Genomic DNA, 21,402 nt, shown 5'->3' on the forward strand with positions numbered 1-21,402 from the left:
AAACCAAGCAATTGGATGATACTACGGATGGAGGTTGGTTGGCTTCAATGAGGCCGCGGCGAATTCGCCGCGGAAACGAACTCGAAAGCTGGTTCGAGTAGTGGACCCCAAAGGCTTCAATGAGGCCGCGGCGAATTCGCCGCGGAAACCACAGCGGGGGCCGAAGGCGCGACCGCGCCGCGGCCCGCTTCAATGAGGCCGCGGCGAATTCGCCGCGGAAACGCCGGGGCGGGCGCGCAGGCGCTGGACGTCCTCGATGGCTTCAATGAGGCCGCGGCGAATTCGCCGCGGAAACGACCGCCCGGCGGTCGACAGCGTCAACCGCTATGCGCAGCTTCAATGAGGCCGCGGCGAATTCGCCGCGGAAACACGAGCAACCGGAGGACATCATGTTGCTGAGGGGACAGCTTCAATGAGGCCGCGGCGAATTCGCCGCGGAAACGGTATGAAAAAGAGATTGACCCAACGGGTATGGTTAGCTTCAATGAGGCCGCGGCGAATTCGCCGCGGAAACGTCCAGGCCGGGGCATCGCGAGCACCCTGGTTGTTCCCGCTTCAATGAGGCCGCGGCGAATTCGCCGCGGAAACAGTCATTTGGCGCCACACAGGCTGAGGCTTCGCACCTGCTTCAATGAGGCCGCGGCGAATTCGCCGCGGAAACACCGCATAGAGGATCGCGTCACGCCGCCCGCCATCGTGCTTCAATGAGGCCGCGGCGAATTCGCCGCGGAAACAGCGGCAATGCGCGTATGGCAACACGATAACAGCGCAGCTTCAATGAGGCCGCGGCGAATTCGCCGCGGAAACGCTTCCGGCCGCAAACGGACCCTTCACGACCGACCCCGGCTTCAATGAGGCCGCGGCGAATTCGCCGCGGAAACCCGCGGTCGGTTCGGTGGGCTCGCTGGGGTGCTGGCGCTTCAATGAGGCCGCGGCGAATTCGCCGCGGAAACAGTGGGGCCGGATGAACCTGTTACCTCGGGGGGCACGCTTCAATGAGGCCGCGGCGAATTCGCCGCGGAAACCTGTACACCGTCACCGGCTTGCCCAGGTCCGCCGGGTCGCTTCAATGAGGCCGCGGCGAATTTGCCGCGGAAACGACGACGCGCCCGGCACCGGACGCTTTGACGGCGAAGCTTCAATGAGGCCGCGGCGAATTCGCCGCGGAAACCGCAGGGGCGGCGGGGGTACATAGTCGCCGCGGGTCCAGCTTCAATGAGGCCGCGGCGAATTCGCCGCGGAAACCATCCCCGACGCCCACACCCGCGGCCCGCCTTGCACGTGCTTCAATGAGGCCGCGGCGAATTCGCCGCGGAAACTCCGAGGGACATCCGCATCAACCTGTATTCCTGGGCCGCTTCAATGAGGCCGCGGCGAATTCGCCGCGGAAACAAGACCGATGCGGACGAACTCAAGCAGGTCAATGACAAGCTGCTTCAATGAGGCCGCGGCGAATTCGCCGCGGAAACAACGGCGCCAAATCCACCCGGGGCTAACCCCACCACCGCTTCAATGAGGCCGCGGCGAATTCGCCGCGGAAACGCGGCGCACAGGCTACGCACAGGCTGCCTTTCCGCGGGCTTCAATGAGGCCGCGGCGAATTCGCCGCGGAAACACCTCGCGGCACGCCGCGGCCTCGCACAGTGACCCGGGCTTCAATGAGGCCGCGGCGAATTCGCCGCGGAAACAGCGCGACGACGCGGAGCCGATCCTGCCGCTGCTGGCGCTTCAATGAGGCCGCGGCGAATTCGCCGCGGAAACCTGCCACCTCCCAGGACCCGACGCCAGAGCCCGAGAGGGCTTCAATGAGGCCGCGGCGAATTCGCCGCGGAAACCGGCGAGCAGCGTCGCGTCCTCCATGTCCAACCCCTCGCTTCAATGAGGCCGCGGCGAATTCGCCGCGGAAACTGGGCTCTATTCGGGCCAAGTCAAGGGCTATTCGTTGCTTCAATGAGGCCGCGGCGAATTCGCCGCGGAAACGCGCTGGAACCGTGTGGAACTGATAGAGGAACCCGTCAGGCTTCAATGAGGCCGCGGCGAATTCGCCGCGGAAACGTCGTCAAGGCGCGTGATAGCGCCCCCGACACCGCGGGCTTCAATGAGGCCGCGGCGAATTCGCCGCGGAAACGGCGTCATGGCGCACGCGAAATGCGCGCGCCGAAATGGCTTCAATGAGGCCGCGGCGAATTCGCCGCGGAAACCTCGTAGACATGGGCGGGCTCCCATCCGGTATCGCTGCTTCAATGAGGCCGCGGCGAATTCGCCGCGGAAACCCCCGAGCCCCGCATAGCGCGCCATCAGTGCCCCCCCCGCTTCAATGAGGCCGCGGCGAATTCGCCGCGGAAACCAGGTAACCCCAGTCTTCGACGAAGCCAGCGGGAAGGCTTCAATGAGGCCGCGGCGAATTCGCCGCGGAAACTCCAAATGGTCTGGGACAGCGGCGACGAGAGCTTCGAGCTTCAATGAGGCCGCGGCGAATTCGCCGCGGAAACAATTCAGGGTGGAAACAAGGTTGAGCAAATAGCGAGCTTCAATGAGGCCGCGGCGAATTCGCCGCGGAAACGGTCAGGGGTCATATCGAGGACCTTGTAGAGGTCATCGCTTCAATGAGGCCGCGGCGAATTCGCCGCGGAAACCGGAGCCCAGCGCCCCCGCCGGGGCGGGGCTCGATGAGCTTCAATGAGGCCGCGGCGAATTCGCCGCGGAAACTTGACGCTCAGCGGGACGGTGGGGGCGTTGGGGTCCGTGCTTCAATGAGGCCGCGGCGAATTCGCCGCGGAAACGGGGAGCAGACCGAGCTACCCCTCGACGACATCTCCGCTTCAATGAGGCCGCGGCGAATTCGCCGCGGAAACCACCCCAAATCTATAGAGCGAGCACATGACCGACACGCTTCAATGAGGCCGCGGCGAATTCGCCGCGGAAACGCCCCTGACCAAGACCACGGAGACCCACGATGCCGACGCTTCAATGAGGCCGCGGCGAATTCGCCGCGGAAACACGGACTTCTGAGCCGTCTATTCTGCACACGGCTCGGGCTTCAATGAGGCCGCGGCGAATTCGCCGCGGAAACGGCACCTGCGCTCGGCCAAGTCGCAACGCGAATCCGCGCTTCAATGAGGCCGCGGCGAATTCGCCGCGGAAACTGGCGACTGCGACGTCCTGGGCGAAGGTGTACGCGGAGCTTCAATGAGGCCGCGGCGAATTCGCCGCGGAAACGAGTGGACGGCATGGGGCGGGGCCTTGATCGATGGGTTGCTTCAATGAGGCCGCGGCGAATTCGCCGCGGAAACCTCGATTGCGGGGCGCGCGCGCCACTGGGGGGCGCCGGTGCTTCAATGAGGCCGCGGCGAATTCGCCGCGGAAACCAGCGGAACAGCGCGCGGCGCAACGGCTTGCCAACTTGCTTCAATGAGGCCGCGGCGAATTCGCCGCGGAAACAGTGACCATTGGGGCGCAGACCGTCCGATTTCCCGAGCTTCAATGAGGCCGCGGCGAATTCGCCGCGGAAACGCTGAGCCCGCAAATAAAGGGCATCACGCAGTGGTTGCTTCAATGAGGCCGCGGCGAATTCGCCGCGGAAACCCGCGCACCCGGGCGGCGAGGGCTGGGGCTGTAAATGGCTTCAATGAGGCCGCGGCGAATTCGCCGCGGAAACCAGGTCGAGCAGGCCGGCTTGGGCCGCGGCCGCGGCGCTTCAATGAGGCCGCGGCGAATTCGCCGCGGAAACTTGAGGTCGAGACGGTAGAAGTACCTGCGACGGCGAGGCTTCAATGAGGCCGCGGCGAATTCGCCGCGGAAACCCAGCCCCGGGGCGTCGGACGCTGGAGCGCGCAGCATGCTTCAATGAGGCCGCGGCGAATTCGCCGCGGAAACCCCAGCACGAAAGGGCCGATGCAGACTTTGACGCAATCGCTTCAATGAGGCCGCGGCGAATTCGCCGCGGAAACAGGGCTTGCCGCACCTGTCCAAGATCACCCAACACAGCTTCAATGAGGCCGCGGCGAATTCGCCGCGGAAACACCCCCGAGGCATTGCAGGAGATCCCCAGGACCGCGAGGCTTCAATGAGGCCGCGGCGAATTCGCCGCGGAAACCAGATGACATCGAGGAATACAGGTACAACGGCGCGCTGCTTCAATGAGGCCGCGGCGAATTCGCCGCGGAAACGTGGTGGAATAGCGATGATGTGTGCGACAGGATAGAGGCTTCAATGAGGCCGCGGCGAATTCGCCGCGGAAACCACCAGGTCGCGGACCCTGCCGCCCGGCCGGACGCCTCGCTTCAATGAGGCCGCGGCGAATTCGCCGCGGAAACTTTTTTTGTTAATTTTAATGATTTAGGAGTTAATTATGCTTCAATGAGGCCGCGGCGAATTCGCCGCGGAAACAGCCTTTTGTTTCTCGTGTCAGGGCTGAAGCGGTTGGCTTCAATGAGGCCGCGGCGAATTCGCCGCGGAAACGCCGTTAGGGGTCTGGCAGGTGTCCCCAGTCGAAGTCGCTTCAATGAGGCCGCGGCGAATTCGCCGCGGAAACGTTGATGGCGAATGCAAACGGAAATGTCTGTCAGGACGCTTCAATGAGGCCGCGGCGAATTCGCCGCGGAAACGGTTTGAACGCGGGTGGATAACATCGGCAGATCTCCGCTTCAATGAGGCCGCGGCGAATTCGCCGCGGAAACATACGCGACAATACGCGCGGGTCCGCTTTTAGCGCAGAGCTTCAATGAGGCCGCGGCGAATTCGCCGCGGAAACCTTGCTCCAAGCTTCTAGTGCCCCCGCTGAGTCCAACGCTTCAATGAGGCCGCGGCGAATTCGCCGCGGAAACAACCTTACGGGAAGCTTTACCCGTATCACTCCCGCCGCGCTTCAATGAGGCCGCGGCGAATTCGCCGCGGAAACGACGCTAAGAAGATACTGTTCTATACCCAGGCTGAAATAGCTTCAATGAGGCCGCGGCGAATTCGCCGCGGAAACATCGCCTTTTCCAGCCAGCCGACTAAGCCCTGGGTCTGCTTCAATGAGGCCGCGGCGAATTCGCCGCGGAAACCGTGCGCCTGAAGGTCGGCAGCACCGAACTGCCGATTGCTTCAATGAGGCCGCGGCGAATTCGCCGCGGAAACGACCCGGCCGTGGCCGACCGCGTGGGGGCCTATCTGGCTTCAATGAGGCCGCGGCGAATTCGCCGCGGAAACAGTCGCAGCGGGCTGAGCGCCGCGGCGCTGCTGCTGGCTTCAATGAGGCCGCGGCGAATTCGCCGCGGAAACCACCGAAGCGGAATGGGATCTGTTTGCCCTGATGACGGCTTCAATGAGGCCGCGGCGAATTCGCCGCGGAAACGAACCGGCCGAGAAAGTAGCAGGTGGAAGTATGGCAGGCTTCAATGAGGCCGCGGCGAATTCGCCGCGGAAACCTTAGGCCCCTACACGGCGGCGGACCTGCTCTGGTGGGCTTCAATGAGGCCGCGGCGAATTCGCCGCGGAAACGTCCGCCGCCGTGTAGTTGCCCAAGTCCTGTATCGGGCTTCAATGAGGCCGCGGCGAATTCGCCGCGGAAACAGTCGCAGCGGGCTGAGCGCCGCGGCGCTGCTGCTCGCTTCAATGAGGCCGCGGCGAATTCGCCGCGGAAACGTCGGCGTGGCTGTCGCTGGCCTCGTCGGTGGCCTCGCTTCAATGAGGCCGCGGCGAATTCGCCGCGGAAACTCCGGGTCCGGCAGGGCCGCGATGGTGGCGGCGCGGCTTCAATGAGGCCGCGGCGAATTCGCCGCGGAAACGACCCACCCCGTCATCACCGCGACCCGGATCGAACAAGCTTCAATGAGGCCGCGGCGAATTCGCCGCGGAAACGGATCGGCTTTGATGCTCATGTCGCTGCTCCGTGGGGGCTTCAATGAGGCCGCGGCGAATTCGCCGCGGAAACTCATGCAAGACATATACATAACCAATGGGGACTGGTTGCTTCAATGAGGCCGCGGCGAATTCGCCGCGGAAACTGTAGCGCAGATAAGCCGCCGCCCACGCCAGGAGCCCGCTTCAATGAGGCCGCGGCGAATTCGCCGCGGAAACCAGCAGGACGGGGCGCCCCTGTTCCAGGGCCAGCCAGGGCTTCAATGAGGCCGCGGCGAATTCGCCGCGGAAACGAGGGGGCAACCTCCCAGGCACCCGGTTCCTAGATGGCTTCAATGAGGCCGCGGCGAATTCGCCGCGGAAACGGCCGTCCTCGGGTTCTCCTCCTTCATAGTCGCTCAAGCTTCAATGAGGCCGCGGCGAATTCGCCGCGGAAACGGCCCGCGCTGGAGCCCGCGGCTGGCGCGGGCGGCGGGGCGCTTTGCGAGGGCTCCCCGCGCGGAGGCCGGTCTGGCATTCGGGTCATCATGCATGGCAGCATAATTGTAACCCAGTTTGCTGATTTTTAAAGAGCGGATTTTTGCGAGCGCTCCCGGGGTTTGGCGCACCACTGGAGCGCTCGCGGGGCGACGGCGGGGTCAGACGATCACGGCTTCGTGTTCGATGGTGACGAACTCGGCTTTGCCAAGGCTGACGACCCGGGGGATGACATTATCAGCGACGCCCAGGTCGAGCAAGACGATGTGGTCTTCGTCGTGGTTGATGATGCCGTCCAGGAGGGCGATCAGTTCGGCATGTTGCCGGGCGGTGAGCCGACACTGGAAGACGGAGAGTTGGACCCACTCGCCGTAGCCTTTCATGAGTTTGAAAATGCGGCGCCAGCGGCCCTGGTCGGAGATGTCGTAGGCGACGATGTAGAGACGTTGGTCCATGGGGGCCTCCTGGGCGACTGGGTTGGGGTGGCGTGCAAGAAGACGGTTGGTTCGTAAGGGTTCGGGCGTTGGCTCGCTGGCTTGGGTGTTGGGGGGCGGCCTTGGCGCTGTGGGAGTACCGGACGGGGGCGTTCCCGTGGGGGTCCTTTGATGCTCGCCGGGACTGGTACCACCTGACGCAGTTGCTCGGACCATTGGCGTAGGGTGCGCCGTGCGCACCTTGAGAGGCTCCGGTTGATTGCCGCGGCCAGGGTTTCGGTTGGCGCCATGGTGCGCACGGCGCACCCTACGGTCGTGGTGCGGTCAAGGGTTTGAGTATTTCCATCGTGCGGTACCAGGTTGCGGCGCGCTTGGCTCGTCGCGGCTGAATCCGCTCCCCCCGGGGGGCTTGACGCTTCCCGGGGGGCGACACGGCGACCGGTGTTGCCGACACTGGGTCAGCGCGGGGTGAAGTTCGGGTATTCCGGTAGTTCTCCGAGCAGGTGACGGGCGAGCAGGCGGGCCTGGAGTTCGAGCAGGCGCCGGTAGCTGACGCGGTACCCGAACAGGGGGTGGGTGATCTCGAGCGCCATGCGGCGCTCGAAGGTGCCGATGAAGCGTTTGCGCCCGTCGTTGGTGAGGTTGACGCTGCCGCCGGCCTGGACGAAGTCGGTGGGTCGGACCTCGCCGTTGTTGATGGCCTGGATGACGGTGGAGTCGGCGATCAGCGGCCGGAAGGGTTCCATCAGGTCGAGTGCGAGGGCGGGGCGGCCGTAGCGGGGCTGGTGGTAGAAGCCCAGGTAGGGGTCGAGGCCGACGGCGGAGAGGGTGACGACCCAGGTGCGCACGAGCAGCGCGTAGGCGTAGGAGAGCATGGCGTTGACCGGGTCGGTCGGCGGGCGGCGGGTGCGGGTCTTGAAGTCGAAGGTGAAGCCTTCCTCGTCGCCGGTGTTTTTGATGAGGTTGCTGAAGTTGCCGAAGTAGCGGGCGGCGGCGCTGCCCTCCACCCCGAGCAGGGTTTCCAGGTCGGGCGCGCGGGTGAGGCGGCGGGTGTCGCCGCTCATGGCCTCCAGCAGTTCCGCGGGGGCCTCGCCGGTCTTCCAGTTGCGGCGCAGCAGGGTGCGGGCGTTGCGGATCTTGGCGTCGATCAGTCCTTTGGCGAGGCGCAGGCAAAAGCCGTGGTCGTCGGCGGCGCGGAACTGGGCGCGGCGCAGTTCGATGTTCTTGTGGCCGGTGCCGATCGTGTGGCCCAGGAACCAGCCGCCGTGACTGTGCCAACTGATGGTGATGCCGCGCGACATCAGTTCATTCAGGGCCGGGGTGGTGACGTAGACGTTGCCGAAGACGGCGAGTTGGGAGCAGTCGATGAGGCGGACCGTCTGGACCTTGTCGTCGTCGATGAAGATCTCCAGACATTCGCCGGCCTTGGCGACCTTGGCGTGGAAGGCCTGGACATAGACCGGCAGGGAACTGTCGAGCCCGACGACCAGCGGGCGGGGGGCGATGTCGGCGCCGCGGAAGAAGCTGATCTCGTCGGGCAGGCAGATGCCGACCAGGGAGCAGTGCGGGCACTTGGGGCTGTCCTCCAGCGGGGCCGGGATGGTCCCGCCGGCGGCGACGAAGCGCAGGCCGTCGATGGCCTTTCTGGTGAGTTGGCGCAGTTCGTCGGTGAATGGCACGTTGACCCGCTCACGGCTGGCGGCGAAGTACAGCACACCGCCCTCGCACTGGTAGCCGTGTTCGGCCAGGATCATTCCCTGGACACACAGTTGCACCCGCTCCGGGTCATAGGCGCCGTGCGGGACGTGGGGGCGTTTGCCGCGTTTGTAGTCGACCGGGGTGACGCGCAGTCCCTCGCCCTCGAGCAGGTCGAGCCGGGCGATGAGGCCCAGTCGGCTGGAGGAGAGGGTGATCGAGCGGGCGTGGATCTTCTCCATGGTCTCGCCCTCGTCCGCCGCCGCCTTGGGCTTGGCAAGCGCCGCGGCGGTGGGCAGCTTGCCGCCGGGTTTGTCGACCCGGCGGTGGATGTGCCGGCCCTCGACCGTGTCGCTGGAGTCCTCCCACTCCCCCTGCACCCATTCCAGGTAGGCGAGCCGGGGGCAGTAGCAGTATTCGTTGATCATGCGGGCAGGCAGGAGCGGGACATCCCGCACCATTTCGGGGAAGGGAAGTTCCAGATCCAGTTGCTCGGCGTGCTCTTCATGGGCCATGGTCGACTCCGTCTGTCATGGATGGCGGCGGGTGGCCGCCGGTGGGGGCCGCGGTGGCGGACCGCGGCTACGATGAATCTGTTGTCGTATCAGGGCGCCGGGGTGCCGCTCTGCCTGGCGGTCGGTCCGGTGCAACGGCGCAATCGGCCTTGATCATCACTCCGCCCAGCAGCGATCCGTCCGCACAGCGGACCCTACGGTAAGCCCGCGCTCCGTAGGGTCCGCTGTGCGGACCAACGGCCTCGCGGTGAGCCCGGTGGCCGGAATGATGACCAAGGCCGCGCAATCGATGGGTTTCGCTGCGCTCTACCCATCCTACGGGGCCTATCCGGGTCTGGCAGCCGGCCCGGCTAACGGCCATGAAGGCTTGTCCGGCACCCCGGAATATGCAATGCCTTAGTGGGAGTGGCCTCCGGCCGCGATGCGGCACCGCGGCGCAGACCACCGCCGCCTTGGCCTTGATCATCGTTTCGGCCGCTGCCCCGAGGTCTCACACCGGAGGTCGAGGCTTTAGCCGGACCCGGGGCGCGCTGACGCGCCGTCGACCGGCTAAAGCCTCGACCTCCTGTCCCCTGCGGCCGGAACGACGATCAAGGCCGCCGCGTTCAACACTCGGCCCGTCGCGGCTGACGCCGCTCCCACCGCATCGCTGCGCGACTTTCACTTTAGACTCGACGGCATGGCCTTGCACCCGGCCGGAGCGCGCGGTGATGAATCGCGTTACCCGGGCCTTGATTGTCATTCGCGTCAGCGATGCGCGCTCCACGCAACGAGCCCGGGGCTTGGCCGCGAGCCCGTAGGGTCCGTTGTGCGGACCAGCGACCGCGCGGTAGGCGAGGATTCCGCGAAGCGCTCAACCGACCGACCGAAACAGCCCGCCCCCGAAATGCCGTGACCGGCCGATGAGAATCGGCCCGGCTTGCGCAATCTTGAATCGAAGTCGAAGCCGACCAGCGAATCCACCTCGTTGTCCGTCTCGCACCTCCAGGACCTCGACGTCCGGCTCGGGCCTGCCTTGACGCCGCATTTCGGCCAACACGTCAATCACGAGTGCATCGGCTGGCCCGACCCGCTTGGCATGGCGCGTCGGGCGATAGTCCGTCACACTCTCCCAGTGCTGTGACGGGGCGAACAGGCGATCTTCGTCGGGCATGACCGGAAGCGGCTCCAGCAAGAGTCGTCCGGCCGCTCCGGCGCGCAAATCCGTAAGCCCTTCAAGAGCGGCGTCTAGTGTCTCCAGGTAACCTCGCTCTTGACGAGTCGGGGCGCGGGCCTCGATTAGGTGCGGTGCCAGAACGAGTAGCCGACTTCGCCGAAGGTCCGCAGCGAAGGCAAGATGTGCATGGTTCCCCTCGCGCAACGGTTCACCGCTGGGGGTATGCCCGCAGAAGAATGCCGGCAGTCGAGCGCCTCTATCCAGTCGCTCCTGCACACGGGACATGACTGCTCGCCGCAGTGCTCGGGCCACTTCTTCCGGATTGACATGCAACGCCAACCCATCGACGATCGAAAATGAGAATGCCTCCGTTGCCCGCCGAACCGGCTCCATTAACCCAAGACCCAGGTAACGCCCATCGCCGATGATCAGAGGTCCCTCGACCGGATCGATGAACTGGACTTCCACATGCCATAAACGCTCCTTCGCAAAGCGGGTACCGGGAGAAAATGCCTCGGCGCGTGCACCCTTGGCGGCGAAAGGCTCGCGTTGGAGACGGATCGAGGCGACTTTGGCCCTGATTCCGGCGTGCCGTAGCGCCTGGAGCACGGCCGTCGAGGCCCGTCCATGCTCTTGCAGTCTCTCTTCTCCGCCCTTCGCCTCTTCGCGCAGGCTGCCTGGTTCGATTCGGCGCCGTGCCGCGCGTTCAGGAAGCGCGGCGGGTGTCACCGTCCGCCAGAGGCGGTTAGGTTCATCCGACGCGACCCCGAAGTGGTCCAGCATGCTCAAATCCAGTGCTCGGGTGAGCCGCGTTTCCTCCAGTATCTCCCCGCTTTCCACATCGAAAGACAGGCTGACCTGAAGCCCGGAAAAGGCCCAAGCGATGTCTTCGGCCCCGATCTCGCAACCGGTCGGGACTTCTACCAAGACGCGACGGATGCCCCGATCGGCGTGGACGTGACCGATAGAAGGTAGCGGGACGATACGGACCCGCGAACCCTTGTCGGCTTCGCTCGCGCTCCGACCAATCAGTACCCGCTCGATCAGCGCAGCGCGATCTGGTAGGCTATCCGCAAGCCGCTGATTTGCAGCATCTCGCAACTGAACCACTAGCGCAGCCGCGTGCTCCTGTGGCCAGGGAGCGAAGGACGCATCCGCTGTCATCGACCTGAGTTCAAAGAGCCACCGGGAAGGTGGGCTATCGTATGCGACCGAACGAAAATGTGCCTTTGGGGCCTGAGAGAAAAGGACGTTCGTCTTCTTTCCCTCCTGTTGACAAGTGAAACGCTGCCGCCCGGCGGCGAAGCGTGCTTCGAGACTGGCAAGTGAACCAATTGCCGGGCAATCGAGAAAAGTGCCTTGACCGCTGGCCGTTGGCCGAAATAGAGTGCCCTGATATCGTGCGAGCCGATCGGTCAGATCGGGTTCGTCGATCACCTCGCCCGAAGCCCAGGCTACATCCACGCCCCAGCCAAACTGGTAGACTTCGCCCGCGAGGTTACAGATGACGTTTGCGTTAGATGCCTGGTCGTCGTCTGCGTCGTACAGCCAGCCATAAAAAAATGGCATTGCAGCGTCAAAGAGCCACGGGTGAACAAGCTTACCTGCTCGGATTTTCCCAATGTCCCGGGGATCACCATCCACGCTATCAAGGTCGTTGTTTGGAACAAACATCGTGTAGCGCTGTCCTCTCGTTCCCTTCTGTGCGGCAATCACTGGAACCGTTAGACGCTCGAGCCATGCTAGCGCAGCCCGAGCGTCCTCTGGCAGAGTCCCGCCGCGAGCTCCGCCGCAAATCAGGGCCTGAAAAAGACGTGCCGGAGCTGGCGGCCATTCACCAACGCCATGGAAACGTCCGTCCAGGAAGCGAACTGATATCAAGAGTGCTTGAACCATGGCTACCCCTCTGTCGTGGCCCCGTCGGGAGCGCCTTTCCCACTCCTTTTCTTGACGCTCTTGGCCCCGCTTTGGGCTAACACATCCTGAAGATCTGCGTGTGCTAAATCCTTAGAAAAGAGAAATTTTTCATCCGAACAGAGTTGAATACTATTACGAATGCTCTGAGCGTACCTAAGGGCGGCAGTCTGATCCAACTTCACCGGGAGACGGGCGCCGTCGCGGCCGACAGCTTCCCATTTTGCTGGAACTGATGGATCAGGTGTAAGGAGGCAACCCTGCCGAAGAAAGCCGTCGAGAGGCTCAGTGGCAGCGACCAAGGCCAAGCCTAAAATGTAGCGTCTAAGACTCCTCGTGTTCTCCTCCGTTCCCTTGAGACGACGAAGTGCAATTAGGTTGATCGTTATGTGCCGCTCAATTGCACCGCGGACTAGAACTCCACCGAGAGCTCGGCCCGCCGGAACGTGAACGAACCCACGCTTGGCAAGAGGGCTCTTTGCATCCCCTTCTTGCTTTACCTTGTCCTCTTCACTAAATACGTCGAGTGCGGAATAATCTATCGGGGGATTGTACTGCGCCGAGCGCTTAAGCTCATCGACATCCCAGGCGCGGATTATCGACTGAAGTATCCGCGGTAGTTTCGCTTGGGTATCGCGCGAATCCCAGACTCCGAACACCAGTGATGTGGGCGCTAGTGTAGCGATGCCGGTCGCATCGCCAGTCTCGAGGAAACTCAGGAAGGCTGCGTTCGCCCTATCCTTAAGGTTTGATGAACGAATGAGTGCGTCGCCGAGCCGATGCCCGATGTCAAGAATCGAAACGAATTTCGCACTTCCGTAGCCGATTCTGATCTGTGGAACCAGGCTGGCGAGTGGGTTTTCTGTCTCATCGGCGTCGCTTGCCTTGAAGATTGGCTCTAACCGATTGGCTTGGGACCCAACGCTGTCGATAGTCGCGACCCGCGTCCCGTCAGCGAGAATATCAATGTTGTAGCCGATGTCCGCATAGGTGGGTGGAAAGATAACGCCGCCGTCTCCTTCGACGGACAACAGTTTCTGCTTTAGGTGCAAGGCGACAGGGCCCTTAATGTCGTCCGCCCAACTGTTGATGGACTGGTCGGTCAGGGTGGTGCTTTCGCTCACGGTACGATCTCCTCTTCTGAAAACGTTACGACTTTGTTCTTGCCGGAAAGGGCAAGCTCAAATCCGAAGCGCCTATGCGGCAAAACTGGGATGGCGCCAGACATCGCTGGTCTTGCCATCATTGCTGGGAGGGGGCAGCCCCACACCAGATACTGAACCTTGCGAACTCCATACACGTACGGCCTTGCGTGCTCCAAGCCGATAGCTGCGAAAAGTTCAACAATTGGAGACGCTGCCACTTGATGTTTCTGCGCATTGGGAGAGTACCCGGCATCAATGGCCGTCCACGCCCCCCTCGGGTCAAGGTTGAAACTCCCGCCCATTGGGGTCACAACATCAAAGGGACGTTCCAACAGTGCAGTTCGCTGCTCCAGCCAAAGCTGAGAAACGCCCTTTGTCTTGACGTCGCCAATGGATTGACCCCTCTTTGGCTTGTGCCGGGTTCCCGACAGCATGGATTTGGCTATTCCAAAGGCCGAGCGGTTACCAGAATACAACTTGAACGTTTCCCGGCTTGAACCGTCGGTCCAATGTGAAAGTTCAAGCGCCGGCTGTTTGGCTGCCTTCAAAATGATCGGCAGTTCCATAGGGTTTCCTTTACCAGATGGAAAAGAATCAGATAGTAGGATCGATGGTCGCGCGAGCAACTCTCCAGGTATGCCGTACGTTTCCGCATCTCCCGGTTCATCGGCTTCAGAATATCCGCAGGGTGCATAGCATGTAATGTCGGACGCAGTGATAGCGTCAAGAACTAAAGCAAACGGATTCGCTTCTACGTCTGTGCGAAGGCAGAAGCGTGTGTCGGTGGCGTCAAGCCAGTTGAACCAGCCCTCGGCGTTACCACAATACAGCTCTGCTGCTTCGAGGAAGCCTAAACAGGCGAGAACCTGCCCGGGATTGCGGAGATCGACTGGGATAGACGATTCGGTCACTTGGGGCTCTCCCTGGTTATGTCTTTCATCGGGCAATCATTATCCCGCGACGCCTGTTGGTCGGCCGCGCGCAGCAGTGACTCCCACCAAGCAAGTCCCCACGGTCCCCAGCGCTTTTGCAGCCGGGCGAAACGCAGAGCAACCTTGCAAGCGTGCGCTTTGAGCGTGGATGGTGGTCCATCATCGCACCCGCTCGTTCGTATGAGCGGACGAGCCTGTCCATGGTGCGCTGCGATCAGGTGCAGGATTAACTCCTGCAGATCAGCAGGTAGAGTTTGCACTTCAGGGTCGGCTTCAGCGTATCGTAGCGATCCGAACTCATGGCGATAGCCGTTTAAGAGCCTGATATTACAGGGTCCCTCGGTCTTCGCATAGGGGCCGCCTTGGCGCGGGGCATTGAAAGCACGCTGCCAGTGTTCGGCACGTTTACCCTCGTCATGCAGACGGGTCGCAATCTCAAGGGCCTGCGCTTCGAGCCTGGGTAGGCCAATGCGACTGGCGATTTCCCGCGCCTTCGCGGCCGCGGCGCTGCGATGCGCCTCAAGGCTCTGCGATGGACCGACGGACCGGTCGTGTTCATTGGCTGCATCGTAGCGCCACTTATCGACCACCAGCCAGCGCAGCGTCTCGCCTTCGTCGGACCGCTCAGCCGAAAAGCGGAGGCGCTCCCGCCAATGGCTATTGTCTTCTGATACGACAGGGTTGGTAGCCGCTACGCTGCGGAGCCTGAAGCGGATAAGGGGCGACTCGACAGATTGGACCTTTTTGGCGGTCGGCGTGTTCTCGAGCAATGCCATCCAGTTGTCGGCACCGTCAGCCGTATTTGGGGAATCAGTGGTGTCGTGCTCACTTAGCAGGCCGTCGCTGGTAAGCCCGCCAAGGCGGGCGTCGACCACGAGGGTCGCGCCCGCGAGCGATCGATTAAGGCGATCCCGGATTGATGTTTCAATCTTCTTGTCCCCGGAAATGAGGTCTTTAAGGCCATATCGTTGCCGAAGGTCTCCTGCTGGGGAAAGTGCTATGGCGATCACCTCGTCGCTGCGCAGGGCGGCTGCGGGGAGACTTGCTCGCTCGTCACCTTGGTGGACAGTGTCAAGTTCGCCATCGAGAGAACCATCGTTGTCTGCGAGGTTCTTCGCCTTTCCGCTCCGTTTCGCCGCCACGCTCATAAGCCAATCGACGACTTGCCAGGTTTCCGTCTCGAGGATCTCGCTGGCGTGAGGAGGCGCTGCTTCAAAAAAATCCTCAATCTCAGATGGCGCGACCGGGTGCTCACTGGCCCGGATCGGAAGATACCGCCGCCAAATGATCGCCGTATTTGGCCTGTCCTCGACCCAGCCTCTGAGCCAGGGGTCGATGTCCGGCCGTCCCGTATGCTCCTTGAGCGAGGTCATAGACCAGGCATCGACGAGCGCGCGAGTGAGGGCTGGCCGTAGGGGAGCAGCCGAGGTCGCCTCAGAAATCAAGAGCCGCAGGTTTTCACATCGTTTCAGTGCCCTTAGTGCGTTGGGACTTCCATCTGCCGAGCCGTCTTCATATTTGGGTAAGGAGTGAAGTAGGGCTAGCAGGGCTTCGTGCTGTTTGATGGCCCGGAGGTCAGCAGGGGCGGGGGTATCCGCCTTCTTTTCCTTCGCTGGGATCGGGTCTAGTACGATGACGGTAGCATCGCCCAAGCCACGTCGATTCACCCGCCCGAGCCTCTGGACCATACGCTCCCAGGCCACGAGGTCGCAGACCATATGATCGGCGTCCAGGTCGACGCCCACTTCGCCGGCGGAGGTTGCGACGAGAAATGCCGTGCCGTTGCGATTACCCGCTGGGGCTGCTATGAAACCCAGATTCGCAAGCCTCTTCGCCGCTTTCTCGCGCTCGCAGTTGCGTCGGGCGCCGACAAATAGCTCGGTGTCGATACGGCTATGACCGGGGTCTTTCTTCCTCAGATCGCTGACGAGTCTATCGAGGGCGGCCTTGGTTGCTTTCGCCGTCTCGCGCTTGTTGCAATAAATGATGCAACGGATGTGCTCCTGAGTGCTGCGTGAGATCTGCCATGCCTCAGCCGCGAGACGTTCTGGGAGGTCTTTTTCTCCGGCGGGACGAAGCGTTACTCGCTTCGTTGCATTGAGGCGCGTCAGGGTGATGGGCGTTGCAAGATGGGGCTCTTCCAGATCGCTCTCCTGGAGGGAGAAGACGTCACCCAGGCGTTCCCGTCCGGTGGCAGATAGCGAGACGAGTTTGAAGCGAGGGATCAGTGCCCTATGGGCTTCGTCGATCGGCGCGTATTGGCTTGGATTGGTCTCGATGCTCTCCAGGAGTTTTTCAAAGGGCGGGACCAGATGTGCCTCGTCGAGGATTACGAGAGCGTCGGCGCCGAGCAGCCCGGCATGGTACGGACGCATCTTGCGTGATACCCCGAAACCTTCAAACATCAGACGCGAGCCGATCATATCGACGGTTCCGACGATGATCGCGGTAGCGCTTGGGTCATCCAGCCACTCGCGATTGTCGATGTGGGCGCCGCGTAGTGTCGAAATGGGAAGGGAACGGCCATCCAATCCCAGCGACCCCTTAAGTCCTTTGGCTTCAGCGTCAAGATTAGCCCGAAGGGTCTCCGCGAAGCTGGTGGCTTGATCGACTACGGCACGGCGGTCGACCACATAAACGAGGCGTCGCGGCAGCCGGGCGCCCTGGGCGCGGGCGATCAGCCACAAGGCCATGATCGTGGTCTTGCCGAGGCCCGTGGGAATATCGACGCCGGACGGCAGCGTACCGCGCGCCAGCCAGTCGTGAAAAAGCCGGACTTGCCAGGACATCGGCGGGAATCCGGCAAGGGCGGTGAAGTTGGCTTGGAAAGTCATCTGGGGCAATTACTCCATGGCGTCAGACTTGCTTCATGTCCGAAAGGTGCCGGTCGGCTTGGCGCAGAGTTCCTAGGCGACGCTATATCTTCGCATGTCGTCGCTGCATCTGCGATCCGCCGCGTCCAAATGCCCATCAACGCAGTCCAATCACTGCGATCCGCCGCACCCAGCGCCGCGAGGTACTCACCGCGTTCGTCCTCACCCGCCGCCAACCGCACCGGCGGAAATTCCAGCCGCCGCAGCAGCAGCCGCAGGAACACCCGCGTGACGCGGCCGTTGTAATCGGCGAAGGGGTGGATGGCGAGCAACCGGCCTTCGGCGAAGGCGAGTGTTTCGATGAGTCGCTCGGTGGGCGCTAACCCGTGGGCGGCGATGCGTGCCGCAAGGTCGCGGCCGTAGTCGCGCATAAGGGTGGGGACCAGCGGCCAGTCGGGGGCGATGTGGCCGCCGACGGCGACTGCGATGCGGCGCCAGCCGGCGAGGTGCGGGGCGACGGGTTCGCAGATGGTGCGGTGCAGGTCGCGCACCAGTTGGTCGTCGAGGGGGTGGGCGTCGAATCGTGCCTGCTCGATCCGTCGTTCCAGGGTGAGGACTTGGCGGGCAACGGCGCTTGGGCGGTCGCTTGGGTTGGGCAGCGATTCGTTGGACCGCGCGGGGTCCGGGCCGCCTTGGGCGGCCTGCCATTTTTCCAGGGCACGCAATGGTACCGCTTCGCGCTCGAACGCCATGGACTGCGCCACGTTGCGCGGGATGCGTTCCCAGCGGACGCGCGCCCGCGCAGCACCGGGGGCGGCGCGCCAGGCGTTGATGCGGTCGGTCCAGGTTTCGGGTTCCATCGCTCTTTCCCGCTGCTCCAGTCCTGCCGCTTGCCGCGGCTTTAGTGCCGATCGTACTGAGTTGCGCTGCGCGGCGGTAGGTGTCCGCGGTTGGCCCGCGTCCCGGTCGACCGCCGACGGGCGTTTCCCGGGGGCCAGGCGAGAGTATGCGACGGTCACCTTGTCAGAACCTGACCAGGTGGCAGGCGGAACTCAAGATTCAGTTGCCGGCCACGGCTTGCGCGAACTTGGCCGGGGTGTAGATGGGTATCGCGGCGCGCGTAAAGTCGCTGCCGTTGCGGGTGACGATCGCTTCGATGCCGCATAGGCGGGCGCTTTCGTGGACGATGGCGTCTTCGAGGTCGGGCCAGTCCAATCGCAGTGCGGAGTCGATGACGGACTCGGTCACGTCGGCGATGCGCAGGATGCGGCGCAGTGTGGTGAGGTGGCGCATGACGCCGTCGGTGTCTGTGTCCTTGCGCAGGAGGTAAGCAAGGGTGTCGACGCCGGCCGCACAGAGATAGCCCTCGACCGCGCCGATCTCGGCCAGCCGCAGTGCGCTGGTGGATGCCGCTGCGTGGGGTTTCCGGTCGAGGAGCACGTCCAGCAGAACGTTGAGGTCGTAGATGGCCCGCATCCTAATCCTCTCGCAATGTCTTTCTGCGTTTCGGGTCCTTGGCGAATCCCAAGTCCCGCCAGCCAGCCTTCGCCGGACCCTGATAGGGAGTAGAGGGCGGGCGCCCTTGGGATGGTCCAAAGAGGCCGGGGCTGAGCCCCGGAGACAAAACGTCTTGAGAACATCGCCTTAAATCCCTGACTTAGCTTCAATGAGGCCCGCCGGGCATCCGCCCCCTACGCTGTCGTGGTAGAGATTAGCGCTTGGGGATTCGCGCGTCAACTCTTCCCTTACTTATAACTGAACTTGTCTACCTATGCTTCCGCTCCAAGTGCCGGAGATAGTCTTCACGGCCCAGTCTCGTTCCCTTGAGGACCCCGCGCAGTGAGTCGACCAAGGGTGTCGCTGGGGTGTCGCGAGTGGCTTCCCGCGGGGCCTCTTGTTCCGGGAGGCCGGCGAAGTAGTCGGCGACGAGCCGGGAGACTGACTTGCCCTGGGCGCGGCCGTAGGACTTGGCGTGGGCGATTAGGTCCTCGTCGATGCGTAGTGTCAGCTTGGTTGCCATGGTGGTTTCCGGTGACGTACCTGCAGGTCAATAAGTATACGTCTTTCCTGTCGGTTCAGGGCGGCCCTCAGGGCAGTGGGTGGCGCAGGGGCGGTCGGCCTGAAGGCCGATCGACAGGCATCGGCCGGGGGGCTGCGCATGGGTCTGATCACAATTGTGTTCCTGCTAGTCCATTGGACTCGGTTGCATCGGCGCCCGGCCCCTGGTCATACTTCGGGCGTTACGGCTGGTTCGGGGGATGGCGATGGGCCTTGGGGAATGCGCACTGAAAGAAGGACTGTCGGGGTATCTCCGGCGGGGGAGGCCCTCGTGGTGGCCTCCCGCGGGCGCCTGCGCGTGCGCATGAGCGGGGACGCCGACGCCGCGGGGGCCGAGACGCAGGCCGACCTGATCCTGCGGCTGCGCGCCCTGCCGTGGGTGCGCCCGGGCAACGGGGAGCGGTTGGAGCCGGTCGCCAACCCGCTGCCGGCGGGACCGCCGGGGGAGCCGTTGTTGAGCGAGTTGTTGCTCGCGGATCGGGGGTGATCCTGGGTCCGGACAGGTCGCCCTTGGTCGAGCTGTTGGTGGTGGACCTGGGGGTGTTGGCGTCAGGGACGGTTTGCTGTCGGCGCCTTGTCAGGCCCCTTCAGGGCTTGCCTGTTCACCGGCCGGTTATCCAGGGCCTTGCCCCACTACCATTAAGTTGAGCCTCGCTTGCAGTCCGGCCCAGCCTGGGAGCGCCGCACCCCAGTGCGGCGCGATCTCGCAGATAGCCCCGCCGGTGTGGGTTCGGGAGGGGCCGCGCCGCACTGGGGTGCGGCGCTCCCAGTAGCCGTTGCGGCTTGACTTAATGGCAGTGAGGGCCTTGCCCTGGGCTGGTGGCAGGTCGCGCCGCGGCGGGGCTGGCGATTGGCTGGCCGGTTGCGCTGCCAGGGGTGGCGACTGTCCGTTGCGGTCGCGCAGCGTCGCTGTGGGAGCGGCTTCAGCCGCGACGAGGCCGCGGTGGGGCGCGAGGTTTCGTCGCGGCTGAAGCCGCTCCCACAGGGGCTGCGGCGCCGGCGCGGTCAGTCGTACTGGGCGAGGGTGCGGGCGAGGAGGTCGCGGGCGGCATCAATGAGTTCGGGGGGGCTCAGGATCTGGACCTCGGGGCCGTGGCGCAGGATGTCCATGAGCAGTTCGGTGGCGGTGCCGTAGGGTAGGCGCAGTTCGTAGTGGCCGTCGGGGAGGCGTTGGCCCTGCTGGTCGGGGTGCCATTGCTCGTCGGCGACCCAGCGGGCGCGCGCGGGGCTGAAGCGCAGGACGGCGGTGTGGGGGGCGGGGCCGGCGAAGATGCCGTAGGCGCCGGCGAAGTAGGCGTCGAGTTCGGCCTCGCCGCAGTCTTCGGCGGGGGTGGCGAGCGCCTGGGGGTCGGTGATGCATTCGCAGGCGAAGCGGCGGTAGCCGTCGGCCTGGTGGCACCAGGCGTCCAGATACCAGTTGTTGCGGTACCAGGTGAGGCGCTCGGGGGAGACCTCGCGGGTGCCGCTGTGGGGGCTGGTGCGGGCGCGGTAGTGGATGCGCAGGCGGCGGCGCTGGAGCAGGGCGGTGGCGATGACGCCGAAGCCGCGGGGGCTCAAGGGGCGGGCGCCGATGGGGATGAGGCGGATGCGCCGGGCGAGTTGGTCGGGTGCCAGACCGCGGCGGGCGAGGATGGCGTGGATGCGTGCGGTGAGGGGGGCGAGGTCGTTCCGGAGCAGGCCGGGCGGAATGGCGCCCAGGATCTCGTGGGCGCTGAGGAGCGCGTGCAGTTCGGTGTCGCTGAACCAGAGGCCGGGGAGTTGGACGGGGTGCTCGCCGTGCCGGGTGTCGTAGCGCCAGCCCTGGGCGGGCCGGTCGTAGATGAGGGGGGCCTGGTAGTGCTCGCGCAGCGCGTCGATGGTGCGGCGGGCGGAGGATTCGGAGCACTGGAGTTCGGCCATGATGGCGGCCAGGGGCAGGGCGGTGCGGCGGCCTGCCAGCAGGCGGTCGAGGTGGTAGAGGCGTTCGACTTTGTCCATGGGGGGCACCCGTTTTCGGCCGGCCTTGGGAAGACCTCGATGGCGCCTGGGCGGGCGCCGACAAGGTTCAGGTGTTGTACTCCGGGTGACCGGTCGGGCGCGAGTTTTTTCGGCTCGGCACGGGCGTCGGTCCGCACCGCGGACCCTGTCCGGTCCGCCCTCAGCGCGCGCCGAGGTCCGGTGCGGCCGCGGGGCCGGCGGCTCGCCCGGCCCGCGGCGTTATGGCCGGTTCGCGCTCGAACGCCATGGACTGCGCCACGTTGCGCGGGATGCGTTCCCAGCGGGCGGACGCCCGCGCAGCACCGGGCGCGGCGCGCCAGGCGGTGATGCGGTCGGTCCAGGTTGCGGGTTGCATCGCCTTCTCCCTCTTGCTCCAGTCGCGCCGCGTGCCGCGGATGGCGCGCGGGCGCGTCCATACGCCCATCACTATCAGGCGGGCGCG

General features: G+C 64.2%; 12 protein-coding genes and 1 CRISPR repeat array (1 of these 13 cut by a window edge). Of the genes, 1 reads left to right on the plus strand and 11 read right to left on the minus strand.

The window, feature by feature from the left end; translation table 11 throughout:
* A CRISPR array of direct repeats spans positions 1–6,282; the repeat unit is 36 nt; unit sequence GCTTCAATGAGGCCGCGGCGAATTCGCCGCGGAAAC (it extends 4,398 nt beyond the left edge of the window).
* Positions 6,283–6,482: 200 nt separating this feature from the next.
* The 9 genes from cas2 to THSYN_RS08155 all read right to left on the minus strand — a co-directional run bounded on the left by cas2 (position 6,483) and on the right by THSYN_RS08155 (position 18,945).
* Positions 6,483–6,776 (minus strand): CRISPR-associated endonuclease Cas2, encoded by a 294-nt coding sequence (gene cas2 / locus THSYN_RS08115; protein WP_100918685.1) that lies wholly within the window; start codon positions 6,774–6,776, stop codon positions 6,483–6,485.
* 437 nt (positions 6,777–7,213) lie between these two features.
* The gene (locus THSYN_RS08120) at positions 7,214–8,965 is read right to left on the minus strand and encodes a CRISPR-associated endonuclease Cas4/Cas1 (RefSeq protein ID WP_100918686.1); all 1,752 of its coding nucleotides are present in this window, start codon (positions 8,963–8,965) and stop codon (positions 7,214–7,216) included.
* 853 nt (positions 8,966–9,818) lie between these two features.
* The gene (gene csb2, locus THSYN_RS08125; protein WP_100918687.1) at positions 9,819–12,017 is read right to left on the minus strand and encodes a type I-G CRISPR-associated protein Csb2; all 2,199 of its coding nucleotides are present in this window, start codon (positions 12,015–12,017) and stop codon (positions 9,819–9,821) included.
* Between the two features lie 2 nt (positions 12,018–12,019).
* Positions 12,020–13,159: a type I-G CRISPR-associated RAMP protein Csb1/Cas7g gene (cas7g, locus tag THSYN_RS08130; RefSeq protein WP_100918688.1), complete on the minus strand. Its 1,140-nt coding sequence runs from the start codon at positions 13,157–13,159 to the stop codon at positions 12,020–12,022.
* Positions 13,156–14,091, minus strand: a complete 936-nt coding sequence (cas8g2, locus tag THSYN_RS08135; RefSeq protein ID WP_157817524.1) for a type I-G CRISPR-associated protein Cas8g2 — start codon at positions 14,089–14,091, stop codon at positions 13,156–13,158. Before cas8g2 ends, cas7g begins: the two co-directional genes overlap by 4 nt.
* Positions 14,088–16,946 carry a type I-G CRISPR-associated helicase/endonuclease Cas3g gene (cas3g, locus tag THSYN_RS08140; protein WP_100918690.1) on the minus strand — a complete coding sequence of 953 codons (2,859 nt, stop codon included), beginning with the start codon at positions 16,944–16,946 and terminating at the stop codon, positions 14,088–14,090. The genes cas8g2 and cas3g overlap by 4 nt, the downstream gene beginning before the upstream one ends.
* A complete protein-coding gene (locus THSYN_RS08145; RefSeq protein ID WP_100918691.1) occupies positions 16,943–17,785 on the minus strand; it encodes a Fic family protein in 843 nt (280 codons plus the stop codon). Before THSYN_RS08145 ends, cas3g begins: the two co-directional genes overlap by 4 nt.
* Positions 17,786–17,984: 199 nt before the next feature.
* Positions 17,985–18,401: a type II toxin-antitoxin system VapC family toxin gene (locus THSYN_RS08150; RefSeq protein WP_100918692.1), complete on the minus strand. Its 417-nt coding sequence runs from the start codon at positions 18,399–18,401 to the stop codon at positions 17,985–17,987.
* Positions 18,402–18,690: 289 nt separating this feature from the next.
* On the minus strand, positions 18,691–18,945 hold the full coding sequence (locus THSYN_RS08155; RefSeq protein ID WP_100918693.1) for a DUF6364 family protein: 255 nt from the start codon (positions 18,943–18,945) through the stop codon (positions 18,691–18,693).
* 309 nt (positions 18,946–19,254) lie between these two features.
* Between THSYN_RS08155 and THSYN_RS08160 the strand changes: the two genes are divergently transcribed.
* The gene (locus tag THSYN_RS08160; RefSeq protein ID WP_100918694.1) at positions 19,255–19,470 is read left to right on the plus strand and encodes a hypothetical protein; all 216 of its coding nucleotides are present in this window, start codon (positions 19,255–19,257) and stop codon (positions 19,468–19,470) included.
* Between the two features lie 518 nt (positions 19,471–19,988).
* On the opposite strand, the gene THSYN_RS08165 is transcribed toward THSYN_RS08160, so the two are convergent.
* Both THSYN_RS08165 and THSYN_RS08170 read right to left on the minus strand, forming a co-directional pair.
* Positions 19,989–20,960, minus strand: a complete 972-nt coding sequence (locus THSYN_RS08165) for a helix-turn-helix transcriptional regulator (protein ID WP_100918695.1) — start codon at positions 20,958–20,960, stop codon at positions 19,989–19,991.
* A 160-nt stretch (positions 20,961–21,120) separates the two neighbouring features.
* Entirely contained in the window at positions 21,121–21,315 is a 195-nt protein-coding gene (locus THSYN_RS08170) for a hypothetical protein (protein WP_100918696.1), read from the minus strand.
* Positions 21,316–21,402: the final 87 nt, after the last annotated feature.

The organism is Candidatus Thiodictyon syntrophicum (assembly GCF_002813775.1).
Classification (GTDB): Bacteria; Pseudomonadota; Gammaproteobacteria; order Chromatiales; family Chromatiaceae; genus Thiodictyon; species Thiodictyon syntrophicum.